Here is a 23,734-nt window from a genome sequence, read left to right on the forward strand (position 1 = left end):
CAAATAACTTTCAACGGTTTGCTAAATATTCGTGTAAATAAGGGCGGGGGTTCTGCGGTACACCATTAATCTGAACCTCAAAATGTAAATGTGGCCCCGTCGAAAACCCCGTACTACCTACTGCTGCAATCATCTGCCCACGGACAACAAGTTGTCCCTGCTGTACATACAGCTGACTGGCATGACCGTAGAGAGTAGATAAACTTCCCTGATGCTGAATAACAACTGCTTTGCCGTAACCATCCTTGTCACCCGCAAAAACTACTCGGCCAGCATCAACTGCATAAATTGGCGTACCCTTGGCTGCGCCAAAATCAATTCCCCTGTGAAACTTGCGATCGCCTGTAATGGGATGTGTCCGCCAACCAAATTCACTAGTTACAGGAGTACCAGCCGCAGTAGGAAAGGCAATTCGACCGTTATTTAAAACCTTATTACTAACAACAGTTCTAGGTAGTATTAGATTCTGGAGAGATTTAACTAACAATTGAGATTCAATCCATCCAGAAACCTGGGGAATGACCATAGCTGCAATGACAACTGAGGTTGCGATCGCATATCTCCAACTTTCACTCGAATTAGTATCGGCTGTCTCATCCAAACTAGTTACAGTCGAATTACTAACCTCCTTTTTACCGTCAGTTTCAAAGATTATTCGCATTGCCTCAACGCCTTTTTGCATTAGCAGGAGAAACCTGCCAACAACCAATCTTTGCAGTACTTAATAATTCTTCAAAATCATTCTGAGCTACACGGCAATCAGGAGAATTTAGTCCATCTCCGGATGTTGCAGATTCCTTAACTTTAGGGGAATAGCGCGTAGAGACAGGATTAGAAGATATATTCACACTAGGTGCAGCAGTAGAAACAGCAGTCGGCGATAAAAAGTGAAGCTTTTGTGCCAACGCCACAGCATTACGCCAGTTATAAAACTGCAAATACCCCGGTTGCAAGATATCTGCAATCCATACCAGCAGTACGAACCAAAAAATTGCCTTTACCGACATTATTCCAATTGTTTAACCACAGGCAGGGCAAAAGAAGGAACTTCTTTGGGTACAACTTCAATCTTTTTGCCAGCTGCATATCCTGGCCCGGTGTAACTGCCATTCAGGAGAAAATTCAACAGCATTATTAATAACCACACTCCTACAGCAGCGACACCCACAGGAGATTTAATTACATCAGATAAAAAATATACTGGATACCAGCCAAATCTCCAGGGATTTTGTGGATGCAACCTATGTGCTTTCCAAGTCTCAATGTAAGGAATTTCTATCTGAGGAACTCTCGGCTTATAAGCAGTAGGTGCATTAATATACCTAACTTCTACAGGTTGAGTATCATAAGTGGTCATAGGAGAAACGCTAGGTTGCTGATTTACCATTCCTCCTTGCTGTACCTGCTGCAACATATTTTGCAACCGATTGGCAGGCACAATTGCTCCACCTTCAGAATAATCAACATCAAAATTACGGCGTTGATTTCTACTCATAATATGACCTCAAATTAACTAACTAGCTGGCGGGTTTATTATTTATTTGAGAGTTAGTATCTTCCCAAAAATCTTCATCTTGAAGTTGAGCGTAAAACTCTTCTGGAGATAACATTCCAGTTTGATTTTGTACTCCATCTTCAACAAACTGACTACTATCTACTCGCCCTAATCCAGAAACAGCAGAACGAGGAGAAAATTGAACAATATTTTTAGCAGAAAACTCGTTATTAAATCTCATCCCAGGAGGCGAAACTGGGGGGATTAAAGAAGGCTGAATATCAGTATTAGGAACACCAGCATGAAGTTGTTGATTGCCAGAATTTCCCAAGTTCTCAGAAACTTCATCTGTTTCTTCAACTGCATTGTTATAGTCAGAAATTCCCCAACTTAAGAAACAAGCAAACCCAGCCAGAAATATAACTGCACTCATCCAATGCACTCCTGAATTGGGAGATGGCATCATTTCAACCGTTGTCCGAGTTGAACCTTCCAGAGTAGTACGAATAGGGGTACGTTTGACTGCCGCTACAACATTGAGCGAACACAAAGCTATGCAAATTATCGCAGCAGCAAACTTGACATACATGACATCACTCCCCTGATTTATTAACAGGCTTTTTATTAGGAATTGGATTAGGTAATTGCTTCTTCATTTGTTGGAGATATATTCGCCTTTCCTCCTCCTTCTGGCGTATTTTCTCGCGGATATCTGCCACCTGTGCCATCTGCTCTACTGGATCTAAATACCCCCGCGCCCGTAATAACTGCGCCTGTGCAAGCGAGTATGGTTCTTGAGCATTCCTAATCTGAATTAGCATTTGATTGAGATCGACCGATGGTTGAGATTCCAAATTCTGGGCGTAATCAATCGCCTCTAATTTACCCAAAATCAAAACAGCAGCAGCCCCGGTTGGTATCTTCTCCTCAACTTTCGTACCATCGGTTTTGCGGTATCCCCAGTAAAAACTATTATTTCCAGAAGCCGCTTCTAGTAAAACATCCAGCGAATTGAATTTAACTATCTCTAGTGCTGGCATATAGTGTAGGCGGTAAAACCCAGATTTCTCATTAGCTTGCATTCTGGATATTTCACCCCGCAATTGCTGTCCCCACAATGCCGCCGCTAACTGTCGCCAGCCTGTAAGAGTAGGCGCACCCTCTACTGAGGAGTAACTGGACAGATGGTCTATATTGTAGTCAGTACGGGAAAGCTTTTCTAAGTACACTTCTCGAATTTGGGCAACTTGCGCCTTTACTTGCTGTACCTCCGATATCTGATTACCTGGAATTTGTTGCTTCCATCCAACCATTAATGCAACCGCCCCAATAACAGACAACGCACTAACAGTCGAACAAACCGTCCACAAGGTAACATTTACCTTTTGTCTTCTTCGACTTGGTTGTTTATTTCGTACAGGTGTAGGAGTAAACATAATTTACCCCTCACGTATTATCAACAACCAACTGCAACTGAGGGCGCTTGTTTAACTCGCGTGCGATCGCAATTCCTGCACCACCCACAACTATTCCGGTTAGTAGTAACAGAGGGTGCAAGGCAAGCGTGACTCCCACTCCCAATAGTTGTCCCACCATCCCAGAAACACCCAGGTTCATCAACAAACCACCCGCAGTGTTAACCAAAAAGTCAAATGCTGCACTCATACTTACTCCCTGGTAAACCAAATAACTACTAGTGCCAGAATCAAACCAACTAATTCACCTATGCATACACCTACCAAAATTGGCTGGATGCTGTAAATCTCCTGTTTATCCTGCGTTGGGGGAATCGCTACCCATGTCCCAACTACAGTACCAGCTACTACCGAAAGTAAATTTATACCAACTGCTTGGGTAGATGTTTTTCTCAAATTAAGTAAACTCTCATCCCGCATTCGATAGCAGATGGGTAGCATCTGAGCTACTATTTCTTCAGAGATTGCCCGGTTTTCGGCTGCGAGGACTTCAACTGTCTCGGCTGCGGTGTCGATGTACCGATCAACAGTGGATGAGTCTCTTCCCCCCAGTTCACCTTGCCGAAAAAATCGTTATCAATGCGCGAATTGATTCGCTCTTGCGCCTGGTCGTAACCAGCCGCAACGGAAGTATTACCTTCAGCCAGCGAACTACTGCCATGAAAAACAAATTCTTCTAGAGCAAGTGTGGAAGATTCAAGCACCACTTTATGGCGTAATTCTCCTAACTGAATACCCCTGTCTGCATCCCGGTAAAGTATTCCTACAAAACTATCAGGGGAAGCTTGTTCTGGGTCTACGCCAAATCGCTGTTTAATATACTCGCGCTTGTCGAACTTATGTTCGCCTACTTCTGATTTACGATCGCGCATTGCAATCAAGTGCTGGGCAGCTTCTTCCAAGGACATACCTTCACGAGAGGCTATCTCTTTGAGTTGAACTAATTGCTGTTCAACAGTTTCGTCAAGCGTATCATTTGGTTGCAAAGCTAAATCTAACAACCGACAGCAGGTACGTACTACATCAGGCGACACCTGCAAAGTCTCTGCCACTTTGTTGATATGCTTCATTGCGCTCAATTCTCCTAATTACTGATTGCACAATTGGGTTGTTTTTTTCTTCATCAGATATATGCTTGGTTAAAAAGTTATAAAGGGTTAAGCCATTAACTTTTTGTAAATAAGCATCTAAGCCACCAGCAGGAATTACTTGCTGTAAATATTCCTTATACGTCAACCGCCGAATTTTGGTAGCAACGTAGAAAACATCAGCAATCTCAACTGTTGCTGCATCAAAATATCCTCCCCGCTTTCGCGGTTTTACTATACCGGCATAGGGATACCACTTTTGTAAAGCAGAGATTGAAATCCCGTACCTTTCGGCAAGTGTTTTTTGGGTGTAAATAACGTTTTCACATATCATCAAACTCAATTCCAAGTGAAAGACAACATCAATGAGAAGCGAATTAAACTAGCACATTACTAGATTGTTTGTAGATTAAAAAGTAATTTACCAAATATGCCAGTTTAGTACAGGTATAGCTCAACTCAAATACATCTATAGTTCAACCTATCTCCAAATAAACTGCACACTAGCCAAGTTACATACTGCCTGTTGATAATGCAAGCACGTTTGTATATATGAGTAAAAACAATAAAAAAAATACTCTTTTAATAAAAAATTACTCTAACAGAAATATATAACGAAATATGGGACTTAATAGCCTGTGAGAAGTTCATCGAACTTTTACCCATTTATCTTGCAGTCTCATGTTATGAAAATACTTGCCTTCACAATCTAATAACTGCAAAGCTTACCCTTGTTGAGAAATAGCCTGCTGCTGTTTCTTTACCGCGCGAGCTATCAGAGGGGCTTTTTTCTCTAATCCTTGTAGAGTCAAATCACCATCCAAATAAAGTTGATACCATTGTTGACGCTGGCGCAAGACTCTTTCGTCATCCCGTAACCGCAACCGTTCCAAAGTAAATTCTGCCCTTTGAAGTTGTTGCGGAGGAACTTTATCTGTTAATACTAATTGTAGGGAAGGAAGTAAAATTTCAAACCAATCTTCTCCCAAATCAAAAGGATCAAGCACCTGGTCGTCAAGCGTACCTTTACTACTATTAATCCAAGCAGAAGCAAAGCGTAAATTGCTCCATTCATAAGCTAAATTGCGATAATTTTCACGGCTGCGATAATGATCTACTGTCCCAACTGGTTCATACATAACGCTATAGCCACAAAGATTATTAAATCCATCGGCTAAATAACTTTTGAAAGGCGACCAATAATCTCTGGTTCCTTTTTTGGGATCAGGATTTTTTTCCAACCAAGTATTTCCCGGTTGTCGCACTTTTTCATCAAAATCAGGCGGTTCTGGAGGAGGATTAAATGGCATCATCTGTGTTATACCTCTGATAACCCAAAATTTCTTTTCTCCGTTGTAACTATCCAACGGGGCCAAAATGGGTCATGTCCTGGTAAAACTCTTTGAAGTTCCTGATGGATTTGTGTTGGTCTTCTCAAGTGTTCTGGAAACGCATTCATATCATCATTACGCATCCAAGCCTCTGCTGCTTCAATTGCGATTTCTGCTTCTTTGGAACGGGCTTGTTTGAGACCAAAAATTTCAGAGGTTAACCATCCAACTGTATCCCCTTGTTTTGACCAAGGTACTTCATCAAGGCTAACTTCTCTATCTTGTAATTTAAATAAAAATAGTTGATCTTCTTCCTCATTAAAATTTGGCTCTAAGGAAGCAAGAACAAGAGGAGAATGAGTAGTTACTAAAGCCTGTATCTTCATTCTGGGTTGTAATTCTTTCACTACAGCTAAAATAGCTGGTAAAATCACTCTCTGCCAACGAGGATGTAAATGAGATTCAATTTCATCAATTAGTAAAACTATCTGATTTACTGGCTTTTGTTGCCGTAATTCAGCAGCTTTTTTATGTTCGTACCAAGTCCACACTAGTAAATAAGCTAGTCCCAGAATACGCTTCATTCCGGCTGATGTTTGAGTGACAGGAACATTCCCGTAAGGTAGGTTAACAGTAGGAATATCGCGCACATCTTCAATAGAAACTCGCGTTGATTCTCCCACTTCTATCCATTCTGAAGGGTGAGGTGCAAGTTTTTTAATAACATTAGAAAATAGTTGAAATGGATATTTATTTGGTTGATTTTGCCATGTTACCCAATCTTGAATTAAACCATTACAAAGAACTTTATTTTTTAATTTTAATCCATTCCAGAGTGTATTTGGATTAAAATTATAAGCAATATCGCGTTGGCGAGCTGGGTCAAAAACAGAAAAACTACCATCAACCCGTACATAAATAACGACCTCTTTTAATAAAGGAGGCATTTGTAAACTACGCCATTTTTGTTCAGAAAAATCAAAGTAACTCTGATATTCTCTTATATCTTTTTTATTGCTAACTATTCCTGTAATTTGCGGATTTTCACCTCTGACTCGCTGTGGGTACGCTGGTTGCTCCGCCCAATTTGTAGTCATCACCCACCAAGCGATATCTAGTAAAAAACTTTTACCTAAACCATTATCACCTGTAAATATATTGAGCCTATCGGCAAATGCGACATCAAAGTGGGCAGCAGGGCCAACTTGCTGGAGGTGAAGTTCTTTTAACATTTTGCTCTCCTAAACAATTTTATACTTATCAAATAACCTCTTATAAATTAGATAACCTTACTTTAATTATTAACATTATTTCTTTAACTGCGCTTTTAGATAAATTTAGTTAATTACACCTATGAATTTTATGGAACTAGCTATTTTATCGTTTGAAAAATAACAATATTCCGTGCGGATAATTCGTACATTCATCTTCATTAAGATTAGAATGTTGTGATTCATATCCTTGTAAATCTTGACTAGTAAGTGAGTACACATCGCTTGTTATAAGTTGATATCCTTGAGTTTTAAGATATCCAACTAACTTATCAGGGATTATATGGGAGGCACCATATGTTGGTAATAAATTATGTGCAATTTTATCTTCATCTGAAATATCTAATCTAACAATACCTGTACGACAAAATAGATTAAAATCAATTGGTTCAACCAAACTACTTGTAATAATTTCAATTGATTTTACTTCCTCAGCTAACTGATTTGTACTTGCAAAATTCCGCGACCACGGGTTTCCAATTAAAAATAGCCGCACTGATATTGCCTCCGGTTGCACCTTCACTATATCGAGTAACAACCGCATAACGGCATTTGCTTGTAAATAATCTAACACTCCATGTACTGAAATTAACCGTAAGGTTTTAGGAGCGTAAAGTTTTGTCAGTTCAAGTTCTGCTAGATTGCGATCGCAAAAATAATTTAACTGTAGATTTGGGTATTGGCTGCGTAAAGCTAAAAACTTTTCTGGTGGATGAGTAGCAATGTCGTAACAGTCAATTGTCGGAAGTTGGTAGCGCGTCAAGTCAACTCCGTCAAAACCAAAAAAAACTTCACGTTCGGCAAAACCTGCACCCAAAATAGCTACACTATCACCTTTACCTGAAAGAATCGCTTCCCAAGTAAGGGGATAAACATTAGGAGTAAGTTCTAAAAGCCTAGCTTTACTAATCTCTAGGATGTTGCCACTGCCCTTATTTTCTAGGAATCTTACTGCCATAAAACCTCACTATATTATGAAACAACCTTGGGACGACTGATGGGTGTAATATCCTTACCTTCGCCCAAACGATACACTTCCCTGTACCCGCCTACATCAATCTCAAAAAACCTATAGCTCGTAGTAAACTGTGCCCACGCTGCTAAAGGGTTAGTCTTGGGCAGATTTGTCGTTGCCTGGTAAGTGATTTCAAAACCTGTGCTACCGTCTTGCTTAAACTTCTGTATAAAAATCTGGTAGTCTCTAGCGTGCCAAAAATCTGTGGTTCGACGACGTACCACATCTTGTGAGTCAGAACTCATTGCCCGTGCTGCTGATGCAGACACGATCAATTGAAAATTGTCAGACATTCGTGTTAGAGCAAGTTTCTTGTCTGGGTTTGAAAATACTTCATCAACAATTGGTCTGAGTTCAGGGTACAAAAAAGTTTCGGCAATGTAAAAGCCTGGAGATTCGTAGATATTATCCTCAAAGTAGCGATCGCTTCCGGCAAGTCCATCAGATTCAAAACGAACCGACTTTTGTAAGCTCGCAAAAATTAAGTCTTCGTATAACTTCTGCTGCGATGCTGGCGTTGCTGCAAGAATTTTAAATGCAGATCCGCGCATCCCCTGAATTCCAATCAAAGCACAGGTACAGTTGAGAGACGCTGCCCACGTCGCTAGAAATTTTCGATAGTTAGTATAAAGTATTAATGCTTCCTGGTAGTTAGGAGCTTTAATTTTGAGTAAATGCTTTACTGGGTTCGGCTTAATCTCCCATCCAGGTCTAGATAATAAAGTCCACAATGTTGAGGAATCTTCAATGGCATCCATGCATTTATCCCCTCAGCAAATTAATGACAATTATTTGTCTGTCCGTTCCTGTCAAATCTCATACGGGATATGAGTTCCTTCAGATGCGCTGGGTCTACACCAAACCTATGAGCAATGTCATACTCCTCATCTTCAGTTGGCGGTGCATTTAGTGTCAGTAAATGCTCCAAAAACGGTTGTGACCCCCCTAAAGGCAAACCATCATCTGTAAAAGGTAACCTATGTTCGTGCAGTGGCTCCTCAAATACCGCAGGGCGGGTATTTTGTAGCCACGCTCCAACCTCACCAGGTTTTGGCGGATCTATCCCCAATCGCTCACATTCTTCTAATAACTCATTTGATAATTGCGATACTGTAGACAGGCTGCGCGATCGCTCCACCAAATCTTGTAACCATACCTGTAGTTTTCCTGTCTCTGGTAACTGCAAACCCAGCGTCTGACAAGCAGCTACAAACTCTTGCCCAATAATAGCTTCCCGATGCAAATTCCTCAAAAATGCAGCATACTCATCCTCTGATAGTACATTAAGCTGCTGCTGAAAAAACTTCTGAATTTCTCGACTTAAACGAAATATACGTGATGCTCCAAAATCATTATCTTTCCTGATCCCCTCAATATCACCCAAACCAAGGGAGAGATGATCTACAAACCAAACCCCCATCTGACCCACTTCAGGTACTGGTAAACCCAAGGATTCGCACGCAAATATCAGTTCTATACCCAAAGAGGTATAACCCGAAAACATCTGCTCCAAATTACCTGGTTGAGGAACTGGTTTACCACTTTTTTGAGCTAGGTCAACTAAATCCAAACCCAAATCAACTAAACGCCTTAGAGTTTTTGCCAAAGTGCCACCCAATATCGGCAGTACATCATCTACCTTTTGCCGCACACCGGGTGCAAGGGTAAAGGATACCCGGTCAGTATCCCCTCCAGAAAAGCGTTCGCGCTGATTTGACACACGTTTTTTGAACTTGGTTTATCTAGGTTTCTCTTCAGTTTATAGAAACAACAGGGTTTTTAGTTACAAACATTAACTTTTATATCAAAACCCATATCACTACAACAACTAAATGACTTGCCCTCAATAAACCTTTTGAATTTAGTGATGCACTAAATTCAAATAGTGCATCACTAAATATTAACTAATATTAATTTAATACATCACTAACCTTGCGAATCGGTAAACTTTACCTAAAAAGCACAAAACAAGGGCTTGAGATAAATCAAGCTAACTCGGTAAAAATCCTGTAAGAGTTAATAAAGATGCAAAAGAGCTACAAAGTGGTAGAAATACTACCAAAGCAAGGATTAGAACCCAGACAATTTCTACGCTACTGCTTCGGTATAGCCGAACTCAGCCCCCCAGAACTTCTCGAAGAAGAAACCGACTCGCAATACCGCAAAAAATGTATCACTGTACTATGTGCAGTCTTAGGGGTACAAAGACCAACAGTTCGTAAGTGGGGAAGCGATCTCAACTTTGACGGAATACCCAACTACTGCAAAGTTTCACTTGCTTACATTCACGCCGCCGAAATCGTACCAAACCAGCTAAAGAGCATCTTGACAGGAGAATACAACGCACCGGAAGTGGACGCTCAAACCTTTCTAGAAAAAATACTCCTTGAAGGGTTAACTGAAAAACAAATACTGCAAACTGTTTCTCACGCCAATTTTCGCGCAACTTGTGTCAAAACCCTCACGCAAGTATTACATATTGGCACCAAGTCAGTCCAAGATTGGGGTCAAGATATGTCGTTTCACAAAATGCCCAAAATTCACAAGCACACCTTGGGCTATGCTTTGGCTGCTATCTCCAAATCATCAAAAGCTTGGGACAAACAAGCAGCCTGAATTATTTGCGCTGACTGAAATAGGTAAGTGGTCTTTTAAGACCAACGAAATTAATGCAAAGAGAATTTTATCATGCCAGGAACTATCACATCAATCTCTTATCTCCAAAAACATCAATTAGATCCAAATCCAACCGCACATATCGAAACCAGCAGTCTGGAATATTTGCACGCCGCTTTCTTACTCTACGAATATAAAACCACCTACAGCAAGAAAGAATACCGAACCTTGCTCGATACATACGGTTGGGACAAAGGAAGCTCTGAGGAAAAACGAGCGCTCAAAATAGCCGAAAACTTCCAACAATTTTTAACTTGTCCTCAACACCTAGCCGCAATTCCAGTAACAATACTTCTCAGGCTGTGTTCTCCTCAATACAAGCCAATTATTAGTCAGCTACAGGATTATCCAATTGGGGGATTGACCTGCAAACTGATACTGGAGTTAATCGAAGAGAGGAAAGCCCTCCTTAAAGCCCAAAAACAGGAACAACAAAAGCAGATATCAATCTGGCGAAGAACTCCAAAAGGCGATCGCTACTGTCAGTTCCCTCCTCAGTGGGAAGAAGATCACCAAACAGGGGTACTCACACAGGAATTGATTGACGGATATGGACTACTTCCCCAGCAAATTCTCCGCGCTGCGATCGCAGATTATCACGCCAAAATCAAATCCCAAGAAAAAGAGCAGCCCCAGGAAGAGACTGCTGAATCTGAAGTGGTTGAGTCGAGTATGCTTCCACAATTAGAAACATCCCCAACAGAGAGCGAAAAAGCTATAGAAGTTAACTCTAGGCTAAAACAAAAGGAACAAACCAGCACCGATAACGCTACAGAACAGCAGTCAGTTGGGGAAGAAGTATTAATGCTGGCAGAAAAACTCAAATCAGCTACCAGTTATTATCAAATTAGAAGTGCTATCTACAGGCATCTGGCTGTTAAAGATGAAGCTTGGAAGCAGCTTTCCCCAGAAGAACAGTTAAAAATTAAAAGATTGTTCCCCCAGGAAGTATTAGCTCTACAAACAGCCAGAGAAACAGGTTTAATTATTGACTACTATGAGTTAGAAACAGGCTGGCTTCAAGTATTTATTGCAGGTGAAGATAAGCCTGTAAGCATTAGTAAATCAAATGTAATTAGTTGGGTACAAGAACAAGAAATACTCAACTGCGTAACTACGTAAACCACCACAATCAGCTAACGCCTCAGCTTTCAAATTAATCTAAAAAAGCATAAATGGAATTGTCAGGAAAGATACCCTCAATTCCTTGCTGCTACATGATTGAGCTATCTCGTCCGCTTGGAAATGAGAAACATCAAGCTCGTTACTACTTAGGTTCATGCGCGAACCTCAAGAAAAGATTTCAGCAGCATCTACAAGGATCTGGCGCAGCATTTACTCGTGCTGCCATAAAACGCGGCATCGAATTCAAAATTGTCCATGTGTGGAAAACTTCAAGTAAACAAGAAGCCCGTCAGCTTGAAATTCAACTCAAACGATATAAAAACCATGCACAACTATTAAGGAGAGTGCAAAATGTCAAAACGAATTCGACAAAAACTAGGTAGATACCATTTGAAACGTAAGTTACATGGAAAAGTTTTGCTATCAAAGGTTACAAGCTTTAGTTGCTATCAACAAAACCATCAAGAAAAAACCTGTACAACTGCAAGGAAATTCATTCGCAATAACAATATTCAACCACCATGCGTTATCTCGGTACTCAAGATATCGGGTAGCGAAGAGAAATTTTTCTTATCAAACAATGGATTGTTTAGCTATAAATATGCTATTGACAATCACAAACTATTCTCACCGGAAATAGCGTCTGTTGCTAGTTAAATCAGCTATAACTTGAATCTACTACAGCCTGCTATATCTAGCAGGCTAACAACTTGAGTAACCAAAACCAAGAATAGTATCACTACTAAAGTTTACCGGACAGCTACTACTCAGTCTGAGCATTACAGCCACAGGTAACACAACGCTGCCAGAATTTATGTGCGCGGTTAGGATGTCCTTCGGAATTATCGGAACATTCAAGTTAAATACTTATTCTGCTGCTCGCACATGAGTCTACATTTGGTTAAGTTGTTGAATTGCTACATCAGCGTCTTTAACAAAAATCTCCAATCCTAAATGCTCAAAAAGTCTACGAGCTTTTTCATAGGCACTGATAGCTTCTAATTTGGTTCTTCAGCACTTGTTATGCTAAATTGTTAGCCAAAAAGCTTAATAAATAAAAATAATCGTATCAGCTATTGAGAAAAAACTTTGACCTAATTGACTTATAAAGCATATTTGTTGTTAGCTGTAATTACAAGAGAAATATTTTTTTGTGTATTTACAGTCATGAATAGGAAACAAAATATTAAAATCCTAACAGCGCTTCTTGATTTAAAAGATGTGAAAGTTATATCTCATCGGATTCATGAGGGGATAGGAATGATTTTACAAACTGAATCAACAAAATCATACAGTAATTGTCCTCGCTGTGGTACAAAAAGCCATAGATTACATCAAAATCATCGATACGTTGTTAAAGACTTACCTTTTGGAGAAAAGCCAGTATTTTTAGAAATAAATAGGAGACAATTCAAATGTGAAAAATGTGAAAAACCGTTTAGTGAAAAGCTAGATTTTGTAAGTAAGAAAAGAACTTATACAAAACGGCTAGCAGACAAGATAATACAAGATGTTGTAGAAAATGATATCCATAGTGTAGCAAATAAAGGGATAGTGACAACAGAAGAAATAGAAAGAATGTTAAAAGATGCCTCAGAAAAATTATCTGATAACAAACCTGATTTTATAAAAAGGCTTGGAATTGATGAAATAGCTCTAGTTAAAGGCAAGGGTAATTACTGTGCAGTATTAATAGATTTAGATACATCTAAATTAATAACTTTGTTAAGTGGGCGCACACAAGAGGTAGTAAAGAAAACCCTTATAGAGTGGGGAACTGAGGTTTTAGCACGAATTGAGGAAGTGAGTATAGATTTGTGGGTAGGTTACAAAAATGTAGTAACAGAATTAATGCCCAATGCTCAAGTAGTAGCAGATAGATTTCATGTGATGACACAAATCAATAAAGAACTAGATACACAAAGAAAACAAGAGAAGCGGAATCTAGAAGAATTAGTTAAAAAAGCGCAATCATTATCAAAAAAATCTAAGTACGAAAAAGTATTGTCGGGACTAAAAAATAGTAAATACGTTTTATTGAAAAATGAGTCAGACTTAAATGAAGAGCAGATAAACAAACTTTATGAAGTGAAAAATTTATCTCCTATTCTCAAAGAAATGCATGAATTAAAAGAAAAAATTAGAAAGATTTTCAATAAGACAGATAACTGGTATCCGGGAGTTTTTAAACTCGGGATGTGGTTAGCAAAAGCTAAAAAATATTTTCCCAAGAGTAACAATACTATTATCCGTTGGTTTGATGAGATTATTGCTTACTTTGATAATGGGACAACTAGTGGTGTTGTGGAAGGCATTAATAACAAACTTAAGCTAATTAAACGTTCCGGCTATGGATTTAGAAACTTTGATAATTTCCGAGTTAGATGCTTGTTAAATTGGCATTTAACCTATTAGTTAAGCATATTATGTACTGAAGAACCTCTAATTTTTGCCCTAGTTGTTCCTTAGTCATTCCTAGAATTAACCAAGCTCTTGCTTCTAACTCAAAAGCTTCTATGGTTTGTGCAGAATTAATTGCTTGTAATAAAAATTTAAAAGCGTGACGATATTCACCATAATCTTGTTTCTCAGCACCAAGTATACGATGATTATCAGCAATATTAATTAGAGCAGCAATAACACCTGAAATATCATTGAGCTGTCGTTTTATTTCTAAGGAATGATAGTGATAGTCAATCGCTTTATATAACTCTCCTTGAAATTGCAATATAAGACCTAAATAATTTAGGGCATCTGATTCAAAATACCTGTTTTCAAGCTGCCTTGCCATATACAAACCGCTACGGCAGAATTTAAGTGCTTCTTCCAAAGAGGATTTATCCAAATAATAAAGCAGTCCTAAATTCACTAATGCTCCTACTTGAGTGTTATAGTCACCAATCTCTTCCGCAATACTTAAAGATTTCTGATGGCACTCAATTGCTTTGCCGTACTCTCCTATACTACGATAAGCATTACCTAAAGAGGCTATAGCAATGCTAAATTCCCATTTTTCTAACTGCTGAGGCTGCCAAAATTGTGTTAATTTCTCATACACTGTTACTAAAATCTTAGTATGTCCATGTAGATTTAGAAAACTAACTATAGAATTATCATAATCATCAATATCTAAAATCAAATAAAAAGCATCGAGATATTGACCAAGGTTGCAATGGTACTCAAAAACCTCTAAATGTTTTTCAATATCTTTCAATGTTTGCCAATTTGCAGAACTTGGTTGATTAGTATAGCTTTCATTATTTTTTTCTTCCTCAGATAAACAATCTTTAGCATGAAATCGATATTCCCTTAGAAGAACAGGAACCTTACTATATATAATTTTCTCCTTCTCTGAAAGATTAAGCATTGATCTAATAAGAGGATAAATCTGTCCAGATAGGTATTGCCTCACAGTATCGCTATTTGGATAACCACACTCTTTTGCTATTTCATCAGGAGTTTTTGCTAGCAAAATACCTCTTAAAAATTTTTTTGCTGTTATTGTCAAAGGCTTACCATTATTTACAGAGGCTAACTTCATATACAGTGCCTCGAAATTCCAATCATTGCTAACTTCCGGAAAATTCTTATCTTCAAGCTGATTAAAAGACATAACTTAACTCTTTTATACTCATTGTCCTGACTGTAGCAAAATCTCTTAAATTTGACTACTCACGATTGTAATCACAAGCCACTCACAGATGTTAAGTGATTCTATCCTTAGAATTAAGTAGGCTATTAATCAAATTTTTTGATGATGGAAATAAAACATAATGCTATCTAAATTTGCCAATATTCAATACTTAAGATCGCCAGATTTAGAGTCCATGTACAATCAATATCCTCTGGAGATTATTCCTATTACAACCAAGTTAGACGAACTACATGAGTTAACAAAGGAAATAACAAAAACTCTTACTAAATTATGTATCAATGTTGATCTAAGCTTTGCCACAACTTATCAACATATCTTGGACTCTAATACTTGCAAATCATCAGTGATAAAAGGTCACTCTGGTCATCGCAAAGCAGCGTTAAAGGCTCTCAAAGAAGCTAGTAAATGGGTTATTTTTGTCAATCCTTGGACAACCAATTATGGTTTTGATGTTGAAATGTTGGAAGCATACATATCCTGCTTCAATCGGGGAGTAAATATAAGTTTAGGTTGGGGTTTTCAAAGAGATATAGGAAGCCTAATTATCCCAGGAAATGGTTGTTGGAGTTTTAGTAGACCCAATCCCTGGCAATATAGTGCAATGGGTCAATTGCAAAAGCTTAGGCAACAATATCCTGATAAATTCAGGCTTAAATTAATAGGTACCCATGCAAAACTTGTCGTATGTGAATCATTTGCAGCTATAGGAAGCTGTAATGTCCTTTGCTCTAAACCCCGCAGTGAAGATGATTTATATGAGGAACTAGGATTATTTACCCACAATCCTAGTGATATTAAAGTTTTCTTAGAGTGGTTTGAAAAAGCCCCAAATTGGGCAGAACGAAAGGCTGGATGATAATTTAACACTGGGCATTTACGAGAATTTCAGTTACTACCTGGCCGTTTTGATACTGAACAGGCAGATATCTTAATTCTCTTGCCGAGCGGATACCCAGATGCACCCCCCGATATGTTTTACCTGCTGCCGTGAGTAAAGCTGATACAAGGTGCAAAATACCCAAAGGCTGCTGACCAAGCACACCAATTTAATGGTCAGAAATGGCAGCGATGGTCGAGACAGTGATTTTAACACCAGATGGAAATTTGATTGGTCGCATCTGGGTTAGTTCGCAGGAAGTTATTTCCTTACGGATGATTCGTGTTGTTGGGCAGAAAATCCGTTTGCATTATCCAAACCGAGGGCTGGGGGTTTCTCCTCCAGCATTCCAGCGGCAGGCTTTAGCTTTTGGGGAGGCCCTCAATCAAGACTTATCGATGTTGCGTGTTGGGGTTGTTGGTTGCGGTGGTACAGGAAGTGCGATCGCCATGTTGCTACCAAAGATGGGTTTTCGCAACATTGCACTTAGCGTTAAAACGTAGTAATCCTGATGAGTACGAACGCCGCAAGGCAGAAGCCTACGTTATTGGAGAAGGAAACCCCAGCCCTGCCGTTGTTTTATTTACAACAGAGGTTGCAATTATGGCAATACAGGAACTTGTTCACTGTGATTTGAACGATAATTTAGCCAAACGGTCACGAAATACTTCACTCTGTACTAGGACAACATATAGTTCAAAGCTATAAATGGAGTTCAAAAAACTCAAAACTTAATTACAGCAAGGGACATGGTCAAATAGTTCATTTGTACCGTACCGTGATGAGAGAGAAATAAAAATTCAAATTTCAGGCGATCGCTTTATCACTCAATTTTTGGCGAAACATATTTTTGAACCATATTGTGGTTCTTGGCAACTTTTGGTGATCTTGGTTGGGGCAAGGCAGAAGGCAGAGGGCAGAGGGCAGAAGTCGGAAGGGTAGAAGTAATAAATTCAAGCTTTGAGTTTGTTTAAGCTAGCAACTAATATACTTTGCATTTCCTCGACCTCATTCAATAGGGGAGTGAAAAGGTTTTTGTCAGCTAAATCTACTTCTTTAGCTATGATTAATTGGGTATCAAGTTCTCTCAAAGAGCCTAATGCAATATGTAAAAACTGTATGTATTCTGGCTTTGAGCGCCTTCCATAGCCTTCAGCTATATTGGATGCTACAGATACAGAAGAACGTCGGATTTGGCTGGTTAAACCATACAATTCTGATTGAGGAAATAGGCGGGTAAATTTATAACAATTGATAGCAAGTTGAACCGCCCTTTGCCAGATAAACTGATTTCTATAACTCATATAATCAAGTGTAAATTGTCAAAATTTTCTCCTCAAATAGCCAACAAAAATCGTCGTTCAAGTAAATCTATTTTGGCGCGACCATACATCTGTCGCTTTAACATTTTCAAGCGATTAATATGGCCTTCAACTGGGCCATTACTAACTGACATAGTTACACCTGCTTTCACAGCATTGTAGTCAGACTCTAAACTAACAGCGAAGGAGCGCAACAAAGAAACAGAGCTGTTTTTAGCTTTGTTGAACCAAGCATCGAGCTGCTCAGGTAGGCGTTGACGCACAAGGAATGCAAACTGTTGAGCTAGTTCAATAGCTGACTTCAAATCAGAATGGGCTGTTTGTAGTTGAGCGATGATTTCACGCTCATTAGGCTGTATTAATTCTGGTCGTCGCAAGACTAAAGCTGTGACGCGACTGGGGGTGAGAGGACGATGGGAGGAAGAACTAACCCTAGGGGACGCATTTTTCTTTGAACACTTTGCTGGCCCAAATCCGGGCAAGGTCTTGAGATAACGAGTGAAGCGAGCGACCGTGGCATAACCACCGATATAGCCGCAGGTGCGAATTTCTTCAAACAGTTCTTGGGTGTTGTGGTTCCCGCTATTCCAGCGACTGAGGAGGTAATCATGATAAGGGTTGAGAAGACTCAGACCGTGGTCGCTACGTTCACGACGTTCGGTAAAAGTTGAGCTACGCAAGTAATTGAATACGGTAGTTTTAGAAACTCCCAGCTCTTGAGCGATTGCTAGCCCTGAGAAGCCAACAGACCGCAGTCTCCAAACTTGCTCATGGATTTCCCTCCGTCTATCCCGTGCTTTGGCGGATTGAACTTTTCTTTTTAAAGATGTGTTTTGGGGAAACCTTGGCACAACTGAACTTTTATTAGTCTCAGCAATCATGGAAAGGTTATCGGGGAAAGGCAGAGAGCAGACGGCAGACGGCAGAAGGTTGGTTTGAGGGTTTTCCTGTGCAGCCAATCCGTCTGTATTCTCTGCCAAAAAGGGTTTAAGACCCCCAGCCAAGTTTTGAATTTCAGTGGTCTGCAATTGGGTGGGGTATGTATCCCCATCCAATTCCCCAATGCCTTCTTCAAGTGCTGTTTCCACCTCTAAATGCACTTTAGTATTAGTACTAAATACTTGTTTCTCCACTTCTTTAAGTACTTTGGCGTGAATACCAAAGACTTGATAGAGCGTTTGAGATAAGTTCTGCAATAAGTGAAAACGGTCTGCAACTTGAATGGCTTCTGGCGCGCCTTGACGAATACCACTTTCATAAGTTTTTGACCGATCTCGTGAGACGACTTTGACACCAGGGTGAGCTTTTAACCATTCTGCTAAGGTTTCAGCTTTTGCGTCTTTGAGTAGAGCGATTGGTCGGCTACGTTCCAGGTCAATCAATGCTGTGCCGTAAGTTTTGCATTTGCGAAAACAAAAGTCGTCTACCCCAAGAGTATGTGGCGTTACGATTGATGGCAGTGGGATTGAGCGGACTAAATTTAACAGTGTGTTGCGAGAAACTTTTATCCCCCATTGCTGTGAGAGTCTTACCCCTGCTGCACCACCCACAGATAAACCAATTGCGCTCAGTCGTTGCGCTAAACGCTGAGTCCTTCGCGCCCAAGGTGCGGTTACACTTGTCAGCCTTTCGGTAAAAATACGCCGTTTACATAAAGTGTTAATGCAAAAAAACTTTCGCACCCGTAACTGTAGGGTAATACTGTAATCAGCCCAGGGCAGGTCTGTTAACTTACGTTCGTAGCGGCTATGAATTCGGTGAGTTGGGTGGTTACAAACTGGGCAATTAATGACAGTTTGCATCGCAGAGACAATCAACGTAATCGTCCCTTGTACTTTGTCAAATTGCCATCTCTTCAGTTGAAGGTTTGTTGTATCAGGTAACAGGTGGTATAGCAATTCCATACCAAAAGTTTGACGGAGTAAAGTTTGAAGTTAGTAATTCAATTCTATCCCTTCCTCCTTCTTTTTTTCCCCCCTTCTGCCTTCTGCCCTCTGCCCTCTGCCTTCCCCCAAGCGAGATCACCAAAAGTTGCCAAGAACCCATATTGTGGACATTTTGAATTATATTTTGACCGGAAGTTTAAAATTTTCGACTAAATTAGTGTGTCTTACTCGGCATTTTTTACCAAGTCTAAAAATAAAACTTTTGGTCGTATTATGGTTCACATTTAAAACACGCGGACATAATTTGATTCATAAAGCTAAGTTATTGATTGGCTCAAAAGCTTGAAATTACGTTAACTTTTGGTCACGTTATGGTTCAAATTTTGGTCACGCAGGGGGTAAAATCACATTCACCGCCTTCAGGGTTTCCGTGGTGAGGATGGTGCAGCAGCTCACAGGGTTCGTAAATTCCATCTGACGACTGACCGTAAACCAGCAGCAATCCCTAATCCCAATTGCCCAGTTTGCGGGACAGTCGGTGTCCAGTGGTGGGGCAGAGGGGATGTTATGCCTTTTCTCAATCTGGTGGAGTAAGGGATGTTTCTTCGCAGTGTAGTTAGACAGCTATTAATCTGGCTGCGTTTTATTCGTCAGCCAGACTTATCAGCACGGATAGTTTCAACACATCCTGCACCTGAGAATATAAAACCAGGGGAGATTTTAGTCGTTGGTGATGCTGAATATCAGAAATGGGCTTGTTTTCGTTGCCCTGGAGGATGTGGGGAAAGTATTTTGCTGTCCTTAAATCAAAAGCAACATCCTTGCTGGGCGATCGCCATTGATTCGCTGGGGCGACCAACACTTAATCCTTCTGTTAGGCAGCTTAACGAATGCCACTGCCACTTTTGGGTACGTCAGGGAATTGTTGAATGGTGTGCTGATTCGGGGCAGGAATGAACTATACAGTTTTGTGTAGTAGTAAAGTCCACTCCCTACTTACGTTTGAAGTGTAGAGATATACCAATTGTATGAAATATTTGCTGAGTAACAACTCTGTGACGAAGTGCAGATAAATTATGAGGAAAGCGATCGCTCCTCTAGCTTTGAGTTAATCACCAGACTAAACGAGAAACCGTAAAATTACTACTAACTTTAGTTCGGTTTTTACTACAAGTACAATTGTTCTTTTTAATCAAATATGATTAAAATACAATGTAATAAAGTGCTACACAATAATCTATTGTAAGTCAATATCGGCTAAATTCAGATGAATTTGGTTACGAACTATAGGTAATACCAGTAAGTTTTTTCTGGAAGATAGATTTTAATTCAGATATTGATGATGGTGACATATGAAAAGAAATTACCATAGCACTGCGCTATGAATAGCCCAATTCAGTAAAGGTAAAAAATATAGATGTTTCCTCTGATTACACACTTTGAAGAACTGCTCAAGAACATTCAACCTCCTCAAGAACGCCTTGATGCAGCACGCGATTTGCCACCTGTAGTGCGTGAATACATCGCCAAAAGTAAAGATTTTCCTACTGTCTATCCTCACTCTCGACTTGCAGGCTCTTACGCTCAGGACATGACATCAGGGGATGTTAAAGACGTAGATACCTTAATACGCGTCTCTGGAGATCCAAAGGCAAATAAGCCAGAAGCTAAACGATTAATTCAAGACATGAAAAAGTTGCTTGATGGTTTGCCAAAAGCTTTGGGCTTTGACGGATATGCAGAAGCAGAAATAGAGGTAGAGCGGGCACGTCGTTCTGTCCATGTCTACTTCAAAGGCAAAGACTTCCATCTAGACTTTGTTCCTTGCATTGCGCCAGATGGATTCGAGGGTGTGCTTTATGTACCAGATCGAGGATTCAATAAGTGGATTGCATCGCACCCCATTGGGTATATTAACTTACTGAATGAACTACAAAATAAACACGATCGCAAAGTTAAACCACTTGGCAAGCTTCTGAAGCACTTTCGTGACTGCCAAATGAAAAGCCGCAAACCCAAGAGTTACTGGCTTGGTGCTCTGCTGGTTTATCACATCCAACAGAACACTTTAGATATGACACAGCCATTGGCAGTCCTATTTTACGAGCTTTTGAATGCTATTTACCGCCAATACGATCACCTGCTACATACCAGCAATGTTGCAACCCCAAACCTCCCCGACCCGATTCTTGGTCATAACATCTCTTGGAACTGGAGCCGCACCCACTTTGAAACTTTTATGAGACGGATTAATGAGGGACGGAATTGGGCAGCTAAAGCTTTAGAGACTAACGATCGGGAGAAGGCGATTAAATATTGGCAAAAAATTTTTGGAGAAGAATATTTTCCATCAGAGGTGGAAACTGCTGCATCCAAATTAGCTAAAGCGGGTTTACCTGGTAAATCTTACGTCAGCTCTACTGGTTTGATTCTACCCAGCCAACCTGCTTCTGGTTTATACACTTCAACCATTGCAACTAAGTTTCATGGGATTGACCAAGGCTGAATATTCTCAACTGCGACCTACTATCAACCTGGGGCTACAAAACCTGCACATACTGCACAGATTCCCTGGGTTTGTTTACAGGCGAGAGCGCGGGGTAGCCGTATGGCGAGGAACACTTCAACCCCGTCAGTTATCGCCAAAATACCGAGTAGCAATCCGCTACAAACTCAGTTCTTACCCAACCGTTAATGTCATATCTCCGACTTTAGCACCACGACCTCCCCATGTTTGGAAAGACGGAACTTTATGCCTCTACTACCCCAAAGAAAAACCGTGGCAGAAAGATATGCTGCTTGCAAAGACTATCATTCCGTGGACTGCATTATGGTTATATTACTATGAATTGTGGCTAGATACAGGAAAATGGCTTGGCCCATCTTCACACGCCTCAGATTCAAAACTCCAAAGTTGGAGTTCCAATCCCGTTGAAGGGTACTCTATTGTAGAAAAACCGATTGAGCAGCAAACTGCATGACAGAGAGCGAACATTTGACTCCCTCACTTCTAGAACCACAGTCTCGTGGTGGTGATATTGCTGAAGGTGGCTTTTCCTTTCAGGAGCAAGTCATGCTTGCTCGCATCCCTGCTTGGCTAGCACAAGATGGCTTCACAGCTATGATCCGAGAAGGGATTGGAGATGTAGAGGCAAAGTTTTTTGTTCCTGGTCGTGGGTTTGCGATAGAGTTTCTTGAAGTTAAAGACCATACACTCCAACCATCCAAGTTTTTAAATGAAATTCAACGGTTCCGAGAAGTAGATGCTGGTAGTCCAAACACCTATCAGCAGTTTATACTTGTAGCAGCAGGAGTTTCCAGAGACTTAGAGCCTTTGGTAAATGGGTTACGCCGCGTTCGTAATCCTCAAGATTTTTACGAAGAAAACTCTACAGTCAAAGAAAATTCTTTCAAAGAGTATACCCGCCTAGTCAAGAAAATTGGCGGCACGGAACAAGATGCCTTTTTCATTTTTGAAAGGGTGATAGTGGAGGCAGATTGGAACACTGCAAAATCTCATGGCGAAGCTCTTTTTAAGCAGTCTTTGGCTGAGAACTTGAGTGAATATGAAGACTTATCTTTTAAAACTTTTGATAATATTTATAATCACTTAGGCACATTTATACGACAGCGCAAGAATCAAATTATTACCCGCAAAGATTTAGAGACAAAACTGCGAGAAAAAATTCCTCCCAATCAACTTCCTGCCCTTCGTCCCATCTTGATTTACACAGCCATTGCCTCTGAAAATAACCCAGAGCATCATGGATTGTATTTCGATTGGGCATCTTTTTCTGGTGGTGAAACTCGTGCAATTGCCCCATCCCAACAGTGGAATCACTTACTAATTGAACTACAGGATACTCGAAGCTGGATTGAAAAGTATAGAAATACTCAGCGAATCAGGCTTGCTGGCAATCGTCGTCTGGCAGCATGTTTTGCAATAGGATCTGTCTTCTCAGTTGTTAGGGGCTACGCCATCGAAATGGAATACCGTGGAGAGGTATGGGCAACAGATGCTCATCCCACTCAAGAAACCCCCGTTTATCCTTTAGCTCATCAGATTATAGATAAAACAGGAACCCGCTTGGTTGTTAGCATAGGCATTATTCGAGATATTATTCCTGAAGTGGAAGTCAATCTGGAGAAATATGGACTCACAGGTGAGCCACTGCTTCACATTAGAGGAGAGCAGCCTATTACTTCCCCACAACATGCCAACAATGCTGTTGGAAGCATTAAAAAATTAATTGTCAATACCTTAGTGTCCCTAGGTAGTAAAGAAATTCATTTATTTTTTGCTGGACCTGCTCATCTTGCTCTGTTTCTGGGACATCGCTTAGATGCTACAGCACCAATTACTTGCTACGCATGGGTATCTAATGGTCAATACTCTAAAACATTCCAACTCTTCTCAGCAATTTCCAGCTAAATTTGTTTCAGCAAACTAGCAATAGTTTAAATGCAGCAATACAACCTTGCGGTAAAAATAAACTAGGTATTAAGGATTTGTGCGTT

28 protein-coding genes and 1 pseudogene are annotated in these 23,734 nt (G+C 40.2%); 12 read left to right on the top strand and 17 right to left on the bottom strand.

The genetic code is table 11. From position 1 onward, the window contains the following. Positions 1-10: 10 nt before the first annotated feature. The 14 genes from ACFG4S_RS34395 to ACFG4S_RS34460 form a co-directional block, all read right to left on the bottom strand. Positions 11-661 (bottom strand): M23 family metallopeptidase, encoded by a 651-nt coding sequence (locus ACFG4S_RS34395; RefSeq protein ID WP_190982635.1) that lies wholly within the window; start codon positions 659-661, stop codon positions 11-13. A 4-nt stretch (positions 662-665) separates the two neighbouring features. Next, positions 666-1,007 (bottom strand): hypothetical protein, encoded by a 342-nt coding sequence (locus ACFG4S_RS34400; protein ID WP_392536187.1) that lies wholly within the window; start codon positions 1,005-1,007, stop codon positions 666-668. Beyond that, on the bottom strand, positions 1,007-1,495 hold the full coding sequence (locus ACFG4S_RS34405) for a hypothetical protein (protein ID WP_045873784.1): 489 nt from the start codon (positions 1,493-1,495) through the stop codon (positions 1,007-1,009). Before ACFG4S_RS34405 ends, ACFG4S_RS34400 begins: the two co-directional genes overlap by 1 nt. Before the next feature lie 22 nt (positions 1,496-1,517). Beyond that, positions 1,518-2,084, bottom strand: coding sequence for a hypothetical protein (locus ACFG4S_RS34410; protein WP_392536188.1), 567 nt, complete (start codon positions 2,082-2,084; stop codon positions 1,518-1,520). Positions 2,085-2,088: 4 nt separating this feature from the next. Beyond that, entirely contained in the window at positions 2,089-2,931 is an 843-nt protein-coding gene (locus ACFG4S_RS34415) for a phage terminase large subunit family protein (protein ID WP_392536189.1), read from the bottom strand. 10 nt (positions 2,932-2,941) lie between these two features. Beyond that, on the bottom strand, positions 2,942-3,160 hold the full coding sequence (locus tag ACFG4S_RS34420) for a hypothetical protein (protein WP_392536190.1): 219 nt from the start codon (positions 3,158-3,160) through the stop codon (positions 2,942-2,944). Between the two features lie 2 nt (positions 3,161-3,162). Further along, the gene (locus ACFG4S_RS34425; protein ID WP_392536191.1) at positions 3,163-3,411 is read right to left on the bottom strand and encodes a hypothetical protein; all 249 of its coding nucleotides are present in this window, start codon (positions 3,409-3,411) and stop codon (positions 3,163-3,165) included. Between the two features lie 8 nt (positions 3,412-3,419). Next, positions 3,420-3,971 (bottom strand): hypothetical protein, encoded by a 552-nt coding sequence (locus ACFG4S_RS34430; protein ID WP_392536281.1) that lies wholly within the window; start codon positions 3,969-3,971, stop codon positions 3,420-3,422. A gap of 22 nt (positions 3,972-3,993) precedes the next feature. After that, the gene (locus tag ACFG4S_RS34435; RefSeq protein WP_010994008.1) at positions 3,994-4,392 is read right to left on the bottom strand and encodes a hypothetical protein; all 399 of its coding nucleotides are present in this window, start codon (positions 4,390-4,392) and stop codon (positions 3,994-3,996) included. A 391-nt stretch (positions 4,393-4,783) separates the two neighbouring features. Continuing rightward, positions 4,784-5,371, bottom strand: a complete 588-nt coding sequence (locus ACFG4S_RS34440; protein WP_073597673.1) for a hypothetical protein — start codon at positions 5,369-5,371, stop codon at positions 4,784-4,786. A 5-nt stretch (positions 5,372-5,376) separates the two neighbouring features. Next, entirely contained in the window at positions 5,377-6,621 is a 1,245-nt protein-coding gene (locus ACFG4S_RS34445; protein ID WP_392536192.1) for an AAA family ATPase, read from the bottom strand. A gap of 145 nt (positions 6,622-6,766) precedes the next feature. Continuing rightward, a complete protein-coding gene (locus tag ACFG4S_RS34450) occupies positions 6,767-7,618 on the bottom strand; it encodes a hypothetical protein (protein WP_392536193.1) in 852 nt (283 codons plus the stop codon). A gap of 14 nt (positions 7,619-7,632) precedes the next feature. Next, on the bottom strand, positions 7,633-8,433 hold the full coding sequence (locus ACFG4S_RS34455) for a hypothetical protein (RefSeq protein WP_392536194.1): 801 nt from the start codon (positions 8,431-8,433) through the stop codon (positions 7,633-7,635). 20 nt (positions 8,434-8,453) lie between these two features. Further along, a complete protein-coding gene (locus ACFG4S_RS34460) occupies positions 8,454-9,395 on the bottom strand; it encodes a hypothetical protein (protein ID WP_392536195.1) in 942 nt (313 codons plus the stop codon). 305 nt (positions 9,396-9,700) lie between these two features. Between ACFG4S_RS34460 and ACFG4S_RS34465 the strand changes: the two genes are divergently transcribed. From ACFG4S_RS34465 to ACFG4S_RS34485, 5 genes are all read left to right on the top strand, one after another. Further along, positions 9,701-10,291, top strand: coding sequence for a hypothetical protein (locus tag ACFG4S_RS34465; protein WP_392536196.1), 591 nt, complete (start codon positions 9,701-9,703; stop codon positions 10,289-10,291). 72 nt (positions 10,292-10,363) lie between these two features. Beyond that, positions 10,364-11,473, top strand: coding sequence for a hypothetical protein (locus ACFG4S_RS34470; RefSeq protein WP_392536197.1), 1,110 nt, complete (start codon positions 10,364-10,366; stop codon positions 11,471-11,473). Between the two features lie 95 nt (positions 11,474-11,568). Beyond that, a complete protein-coding gene (locus tag ACFG4S_RS34475; RefSeq protein WP_103125782.1) occupies positions 11,569-11,859 on the top strand; it encodes a GIY-YIG nuclease family protein in 291 nt (96 codons plus the stop codon). Then, on the top strand, positions 11,828-12,133 hold the full coding sequence (locus ACFG4S_RS34480; protein ID WP_392536198.1) for a DUF3155 domain-containing protein: 306 nt from the start codon (positions 11,828-11,830) through the stop codon (positions 12,131-12,133). The genes ACFG4S_RS34475 and ACFG4S_RS34480 overlap by 32 nt, the downstream gene beginning before the upstream one ends. 510 nt (positions 12,134-12,643) lie before the next feature. Next, positions 12,644-13,891 carry an ISL3 family transposase gene (locus ACFG4S_RS34485; RefSeq protein ID WP_392531164.1) on the top strand — a complete coding sequence of 416 codons (1,248 nt, stop codon included), beginning with the start codon at positions 12,644-12,646 and terminating at the stop codon, positions 13,889-13,891. Here ACFG4S_RS34485 and ACFG4S_RS34490 read toward each other — a convergent pair. Continuing rightward, a complete protein-coding gene (locus ACFG4S_RS34490) occupies positions 13,857-15,089 on the bottom strand; it encodes a tetratricopeptide repeat protein (RefSeq protein ID WP_392536199.1) in 1,233 nt (410 codons plus the stop codon). The two genes, ACFG4S_RS34485 and ACFG4S_RS34490, sit on opposite strands and share 35 nt — an antisense overlap. Positions 15,090-15,249: 160 nt before the next feature. Here ACFG4S_RS34490 and ACFG4S_RS34495 point away from each other — a divergent pair, with 160 nt between their 5' ends. The 3 genes and pseudogenes from ACFG4S_RS34495 (at position 15,250) to ACFG4S_RS34505 (ending at position 16,511) form a co-directional block, all read left to right on the top strand. Then, positions 15,250-15,987 carry a hypothetical protein gene (locus tag ACFG4S_RS34495; protein ID WP_392536200.1) on the top strand — a complete coding sequence of 246 codons (738 nt, stop codon included), beginning with the start codon at positions 15,250-15,252 and terminating at the stop codon, positions 15,985-15,987. A gap of 75 nt (positions 15,988-16,062) precedes the next feature. Next, positions 16,063-16,215, top strand: a pseudogene (locus ACFG4S_RS34500) (E2/UBC family protein). Continuing rightward, positions 16,200-16,511 (top strand): ThiF family adenylyltransferase, encoded by a 312-nt coding sequence (locus ACFG4S_RS34505; protein WP_392536201.1) that lies wholly within the window; start codon positions 16,200-16,202, stop codon positions 16,509-16,511. Before ACFG4S_RS34500 ends, ACFG4S_RS34505 begins: the two are co-directional and overlap by 16 nt. Before the next feature lie 450 nt (positions 16,512-16,961). Here ACFG4S_RS34505 and ACFG4S_RS34510 read toward each other — a convergent pair whose 3' ends face one another. Together ACFG4S_RS34510 and ACFG4S_RS34515 are read right to left on the bottom strand one after the other, a co-directional pair. Continuing rightward, a complete protein-coding gene (locus ACFG4S_RS34510) occupies positions 16,962-17,312 on the bottom strand; it encodes a four helix bundle protein (RefSeq protein ID WP_094343524.1) in 351 nt (116 codons plus the stop codon). A gap of 32 nt (positions 17,313-17,344) precedes the next feature. After that, positions 17,345-19,234 (bottom strand): ISL3 family transposase, encoded by a 1,890-nt coding sequence (locus ACFG4S_RS34515; protein WP_392529995.1) that lies wholly within the window; start codon positions 19,232-19,234, stop codon positions 17,345-17,347. Positions 19,235-19,813: 579 nt separating this feature from the next. Between ACFG4S_RS34515 and ACFG4S_RS34520 the strand changes: the two genes are divergently transcribed. The 4 genes from ACFG4S_RS34520 to ACFG4S_RS34535 all read left to right on the top strand — a co-directional run bounded on the left by ACFG4S_RS34520 (position 19,814) and on the right by ACFG4S_RS34535 (position 23,648). Further along, a complete protein-coding gene (locus ACFG4S_RS34520; protein ID WP_392536202.1) occupies positions 19,814-20,173 on the top strand; it encodes a DUF6527 family protein in 360 nt (119 codons plus the stop codon). 460 nt (positions 20,174-20,633) lie between these two features. Further along, positions 20,634-21,722, top strand: a complete 1,089-nt coding sequence (locus tag ACFG4S_RS34525; RefSeq protein ID WP_392536203.1) for a nucleotidyltransferase — start codon at positions 20,634-20,636, stop codon at positions 21,720-21,722. Continuing rightward, positions 21,703-22,197, top strand: a complete 495-nt coding sequence (locus ACFG4S_RS34530; protein ID WP_190876663.1) for a hypothetical protein — start codon at positions 21,703-21,705, stop codon at positions 22,195-22,197. Before ACFG4S_RS34525 ends, ACFG4S_RS34530 begins: the two co-directional genes overlap by 20 nt. Beyond that, the gene (locus tag ACFG4S_RS34535; RefSeq protein ID WP_392536204.1) at positions 22,194-23,648 is read left to right on the top strand and encodes an SAVED domain-containing protein; all 1,455 of its coding nucleotides are present in this window, start codon (positions 22,194-22,196) and stop codon (positions 23,646-23,648) included. Before ACFG4S_RS34530 ends, ACFG4S_RS34535 begins: the two co-directional genes overlap by 4 nt. Positions 23,649-23,734: the final 86 nt, after the last annotated feature.

This window comes from Nostoc sp. C117, assembly GCF_043099735.1.
Lineage (GTDB): Bacteria > Cyanobacteriota > Cyanobacteriia > Cyanobacteriales > Nostocaceae > Nostoc.

Excerpts from the sequence above, each read along its gene's own strand:
- ACFG4S_RS34395 (WP_190982635.1), bottom strand. The coding sequence starts at position 661 with ATGCGAATAATCTTTGAAACTGACGGTAAAAAGGAGGTTAGTAATTCG.
- ACFG4S_RS34400 (WP_392536187.1), bottom strand. The coding sequence starts at position 1,007 with ATGTCGGTAAAGGCAATTTTTTGGTTCGTACTGCTGGTATGGATTGCA.
- ACFG4S_RS34405 (WP_045873784.1), bottom strand. The coding sequence starts at position 1,495 with ATGAGTAGAAATCAACGCCGTAATTTTGATGTTGATTATTCTGAAGGT.
- ACFG4S_RS34410 (WP_392536188.1), bottom strand. The coding sequence starts at position 2,084 with ATGTATGTCAAGTTTGCTGCTGCGATAATTTGCATAGCTTTGTGTTCG.
- ACFG4S_RS34415 (WP_392536189.1), bottom strand. The coding sequence starts at position 2,931 with ATGTTTACTCCTACACCTGTACGAAATAAACAACCAAGTCGAAGAAGA.
- ACFG4S_RS34420 (WP_392536190.1), bottom strand. The coding sequence starts at position 3,160 with ATGAGTGCAGCATTTGACTTTTTGGTTAACACTGCGGGTGGTTTGTTG.
- ACFG4S_RS34425 (WP_392536191.1), bottom strand. The coding sequence starts at position 3,411 with ATGCTACCCATCTGCTATCGAATGCGGGATGAGAGTTTACTTAATTTG.
- ACFG4S_RS34435 (WP_010994008.1), bottom strand. The coding sequence starts at position 4,392 with ATGATATGTGAAAACGTTATTTACACCCAAAAAACACTTGCCGAAAGG.
- ACFG4S_RS34440 (WP_073597673.1), bottom strand. The coding sequence starts at position 5,371 with ATGATGCCATTTAATCCTCCTCCAGAACCGCCTGATTTTGATGAAAAA.
- ACFG4S_RS34445 (WP_392536192.1), bottom strand. The coding sequence starts at position 6,621 with ATGTTAAAAGAACTTCACCTCCAGCAAGTTGGCCCTGCTGCCCACTTT.
- ACFG4S_RS34450 (WP_392536193.1), bottom strand. The coding sequence starts at position 7,618 with ATGGCAGTAAGATTCCTAGAAAATAAGGGCAGTGGCAACATCCTAGAG.
- ACFG4S_RS34455 (WP_392536194.1), bottom strand. The coding sequence starts at position 8,433 with ATGGATGCCATTGAAGATTCCTCAACATTGTGGACTTTATTATCTAGA.
- ACFG4S_RS34465 (WP_392536196.1), top strand. The coding sequence starts at position 9,701 with ATGCAAAAGAGCTACAAAGTGGTAGAAATACTACCAAAGCAAGGATTA.
- ACFG4S_RS34470 (WP_392536197.1), top strand. The coding sequence starts at position 10,364 with ATGCCAGGAACTATCACATCAATCTCTTATCTCCAAAAACATCAATTA.
- ACFG4S_RS34475 (WP_103125782.1), top strand. The coding sequence starts at position 11,569 with ATGATTGAGCTATCTCGTCCGCTTGGAAATGAGAAACATCAAGCTCGT.
- ACFG4S_RS34480 (WP_392536198.1), top strand. The coding sequence starts at position 11,828 with ATGTCAAAACGAATTCGACAAAAACTAGGTAGATACCATTTGAAACGT.
- ACFG4S_RS34485 (WP_392531164.1), top strand. The coding sequence starts at position 12,644 with ATGAATAGGAAACAAAATATTAAAATCCTAACAGCGCTTCTTGATTTA.
- ACFG4S_RS34490 (WP_392536199.1), bottom strand. The coding sequence starts at position 15,089 with ATGTCTTTTAATCAGCTTGAAGATAAGAATTTTCCGGAAGTTAGCAAT.
- ACFG4S_RS34495 (WP_392536200.1), top strand. The coding sequence starts at position 15,250 with ATGCTATCTAAATTTGCCAATATTCAATACTTAAGATCGCCAGATTTA.
- ACFG4S_RS34505 (WP_392536201.1), top strand. The coding sequence starts at position 16,200 with ATGGTCGAGACAGTGATTTTAACACCAGATGGAAATTTGATTGGTCGC.
- ACFG4S_RS34510 (WP_094343524.1), bottom strand. The coding sequence starts at position 17,312 with ATGAGTTATAGAAATCAGTTTATCTGGCAAAGGGCGGTTCAACTTGCT.
- ACFG4S_RS34515 (WP_392529995.1), bottom strand. The coding sequence starts at position 19,234 with ATGGAATTGCTATACCACCTGTTACCTGATACAACAAACCTTCAACTG.
- ACFG4S_RS34520 (WP_392536202.1), top strand. The coding sequence starts at position 19,814 with ATGTTTCTTCGCAGTGTAGTTAGACAGCTATTAATCTGGCTGCGTTTT.
- ACFG4S_RS34525 (WP_392536203.1), top strand. The coding sequence starts at position 20,634 with ATGTTTCCTCTGATTACACACTTTGAAGAACTGCTCAAGAACATTCAA.
- ACFG4S_RS34530 (WP_190876663.1), top strand. The coding sequence starts at position 21,703 with ATGGGATTGACCAAGGCTGAATATTCTCAACTGCGACCTACTATCAAC.
- ACFG4S_RS34535 (WP_392536204.1), top strand. The coding sequence starts at position 22,194 with ATGACAGAGAGCGAACATTTGACTCCCTCACTTCTAGAACCACAGTCT.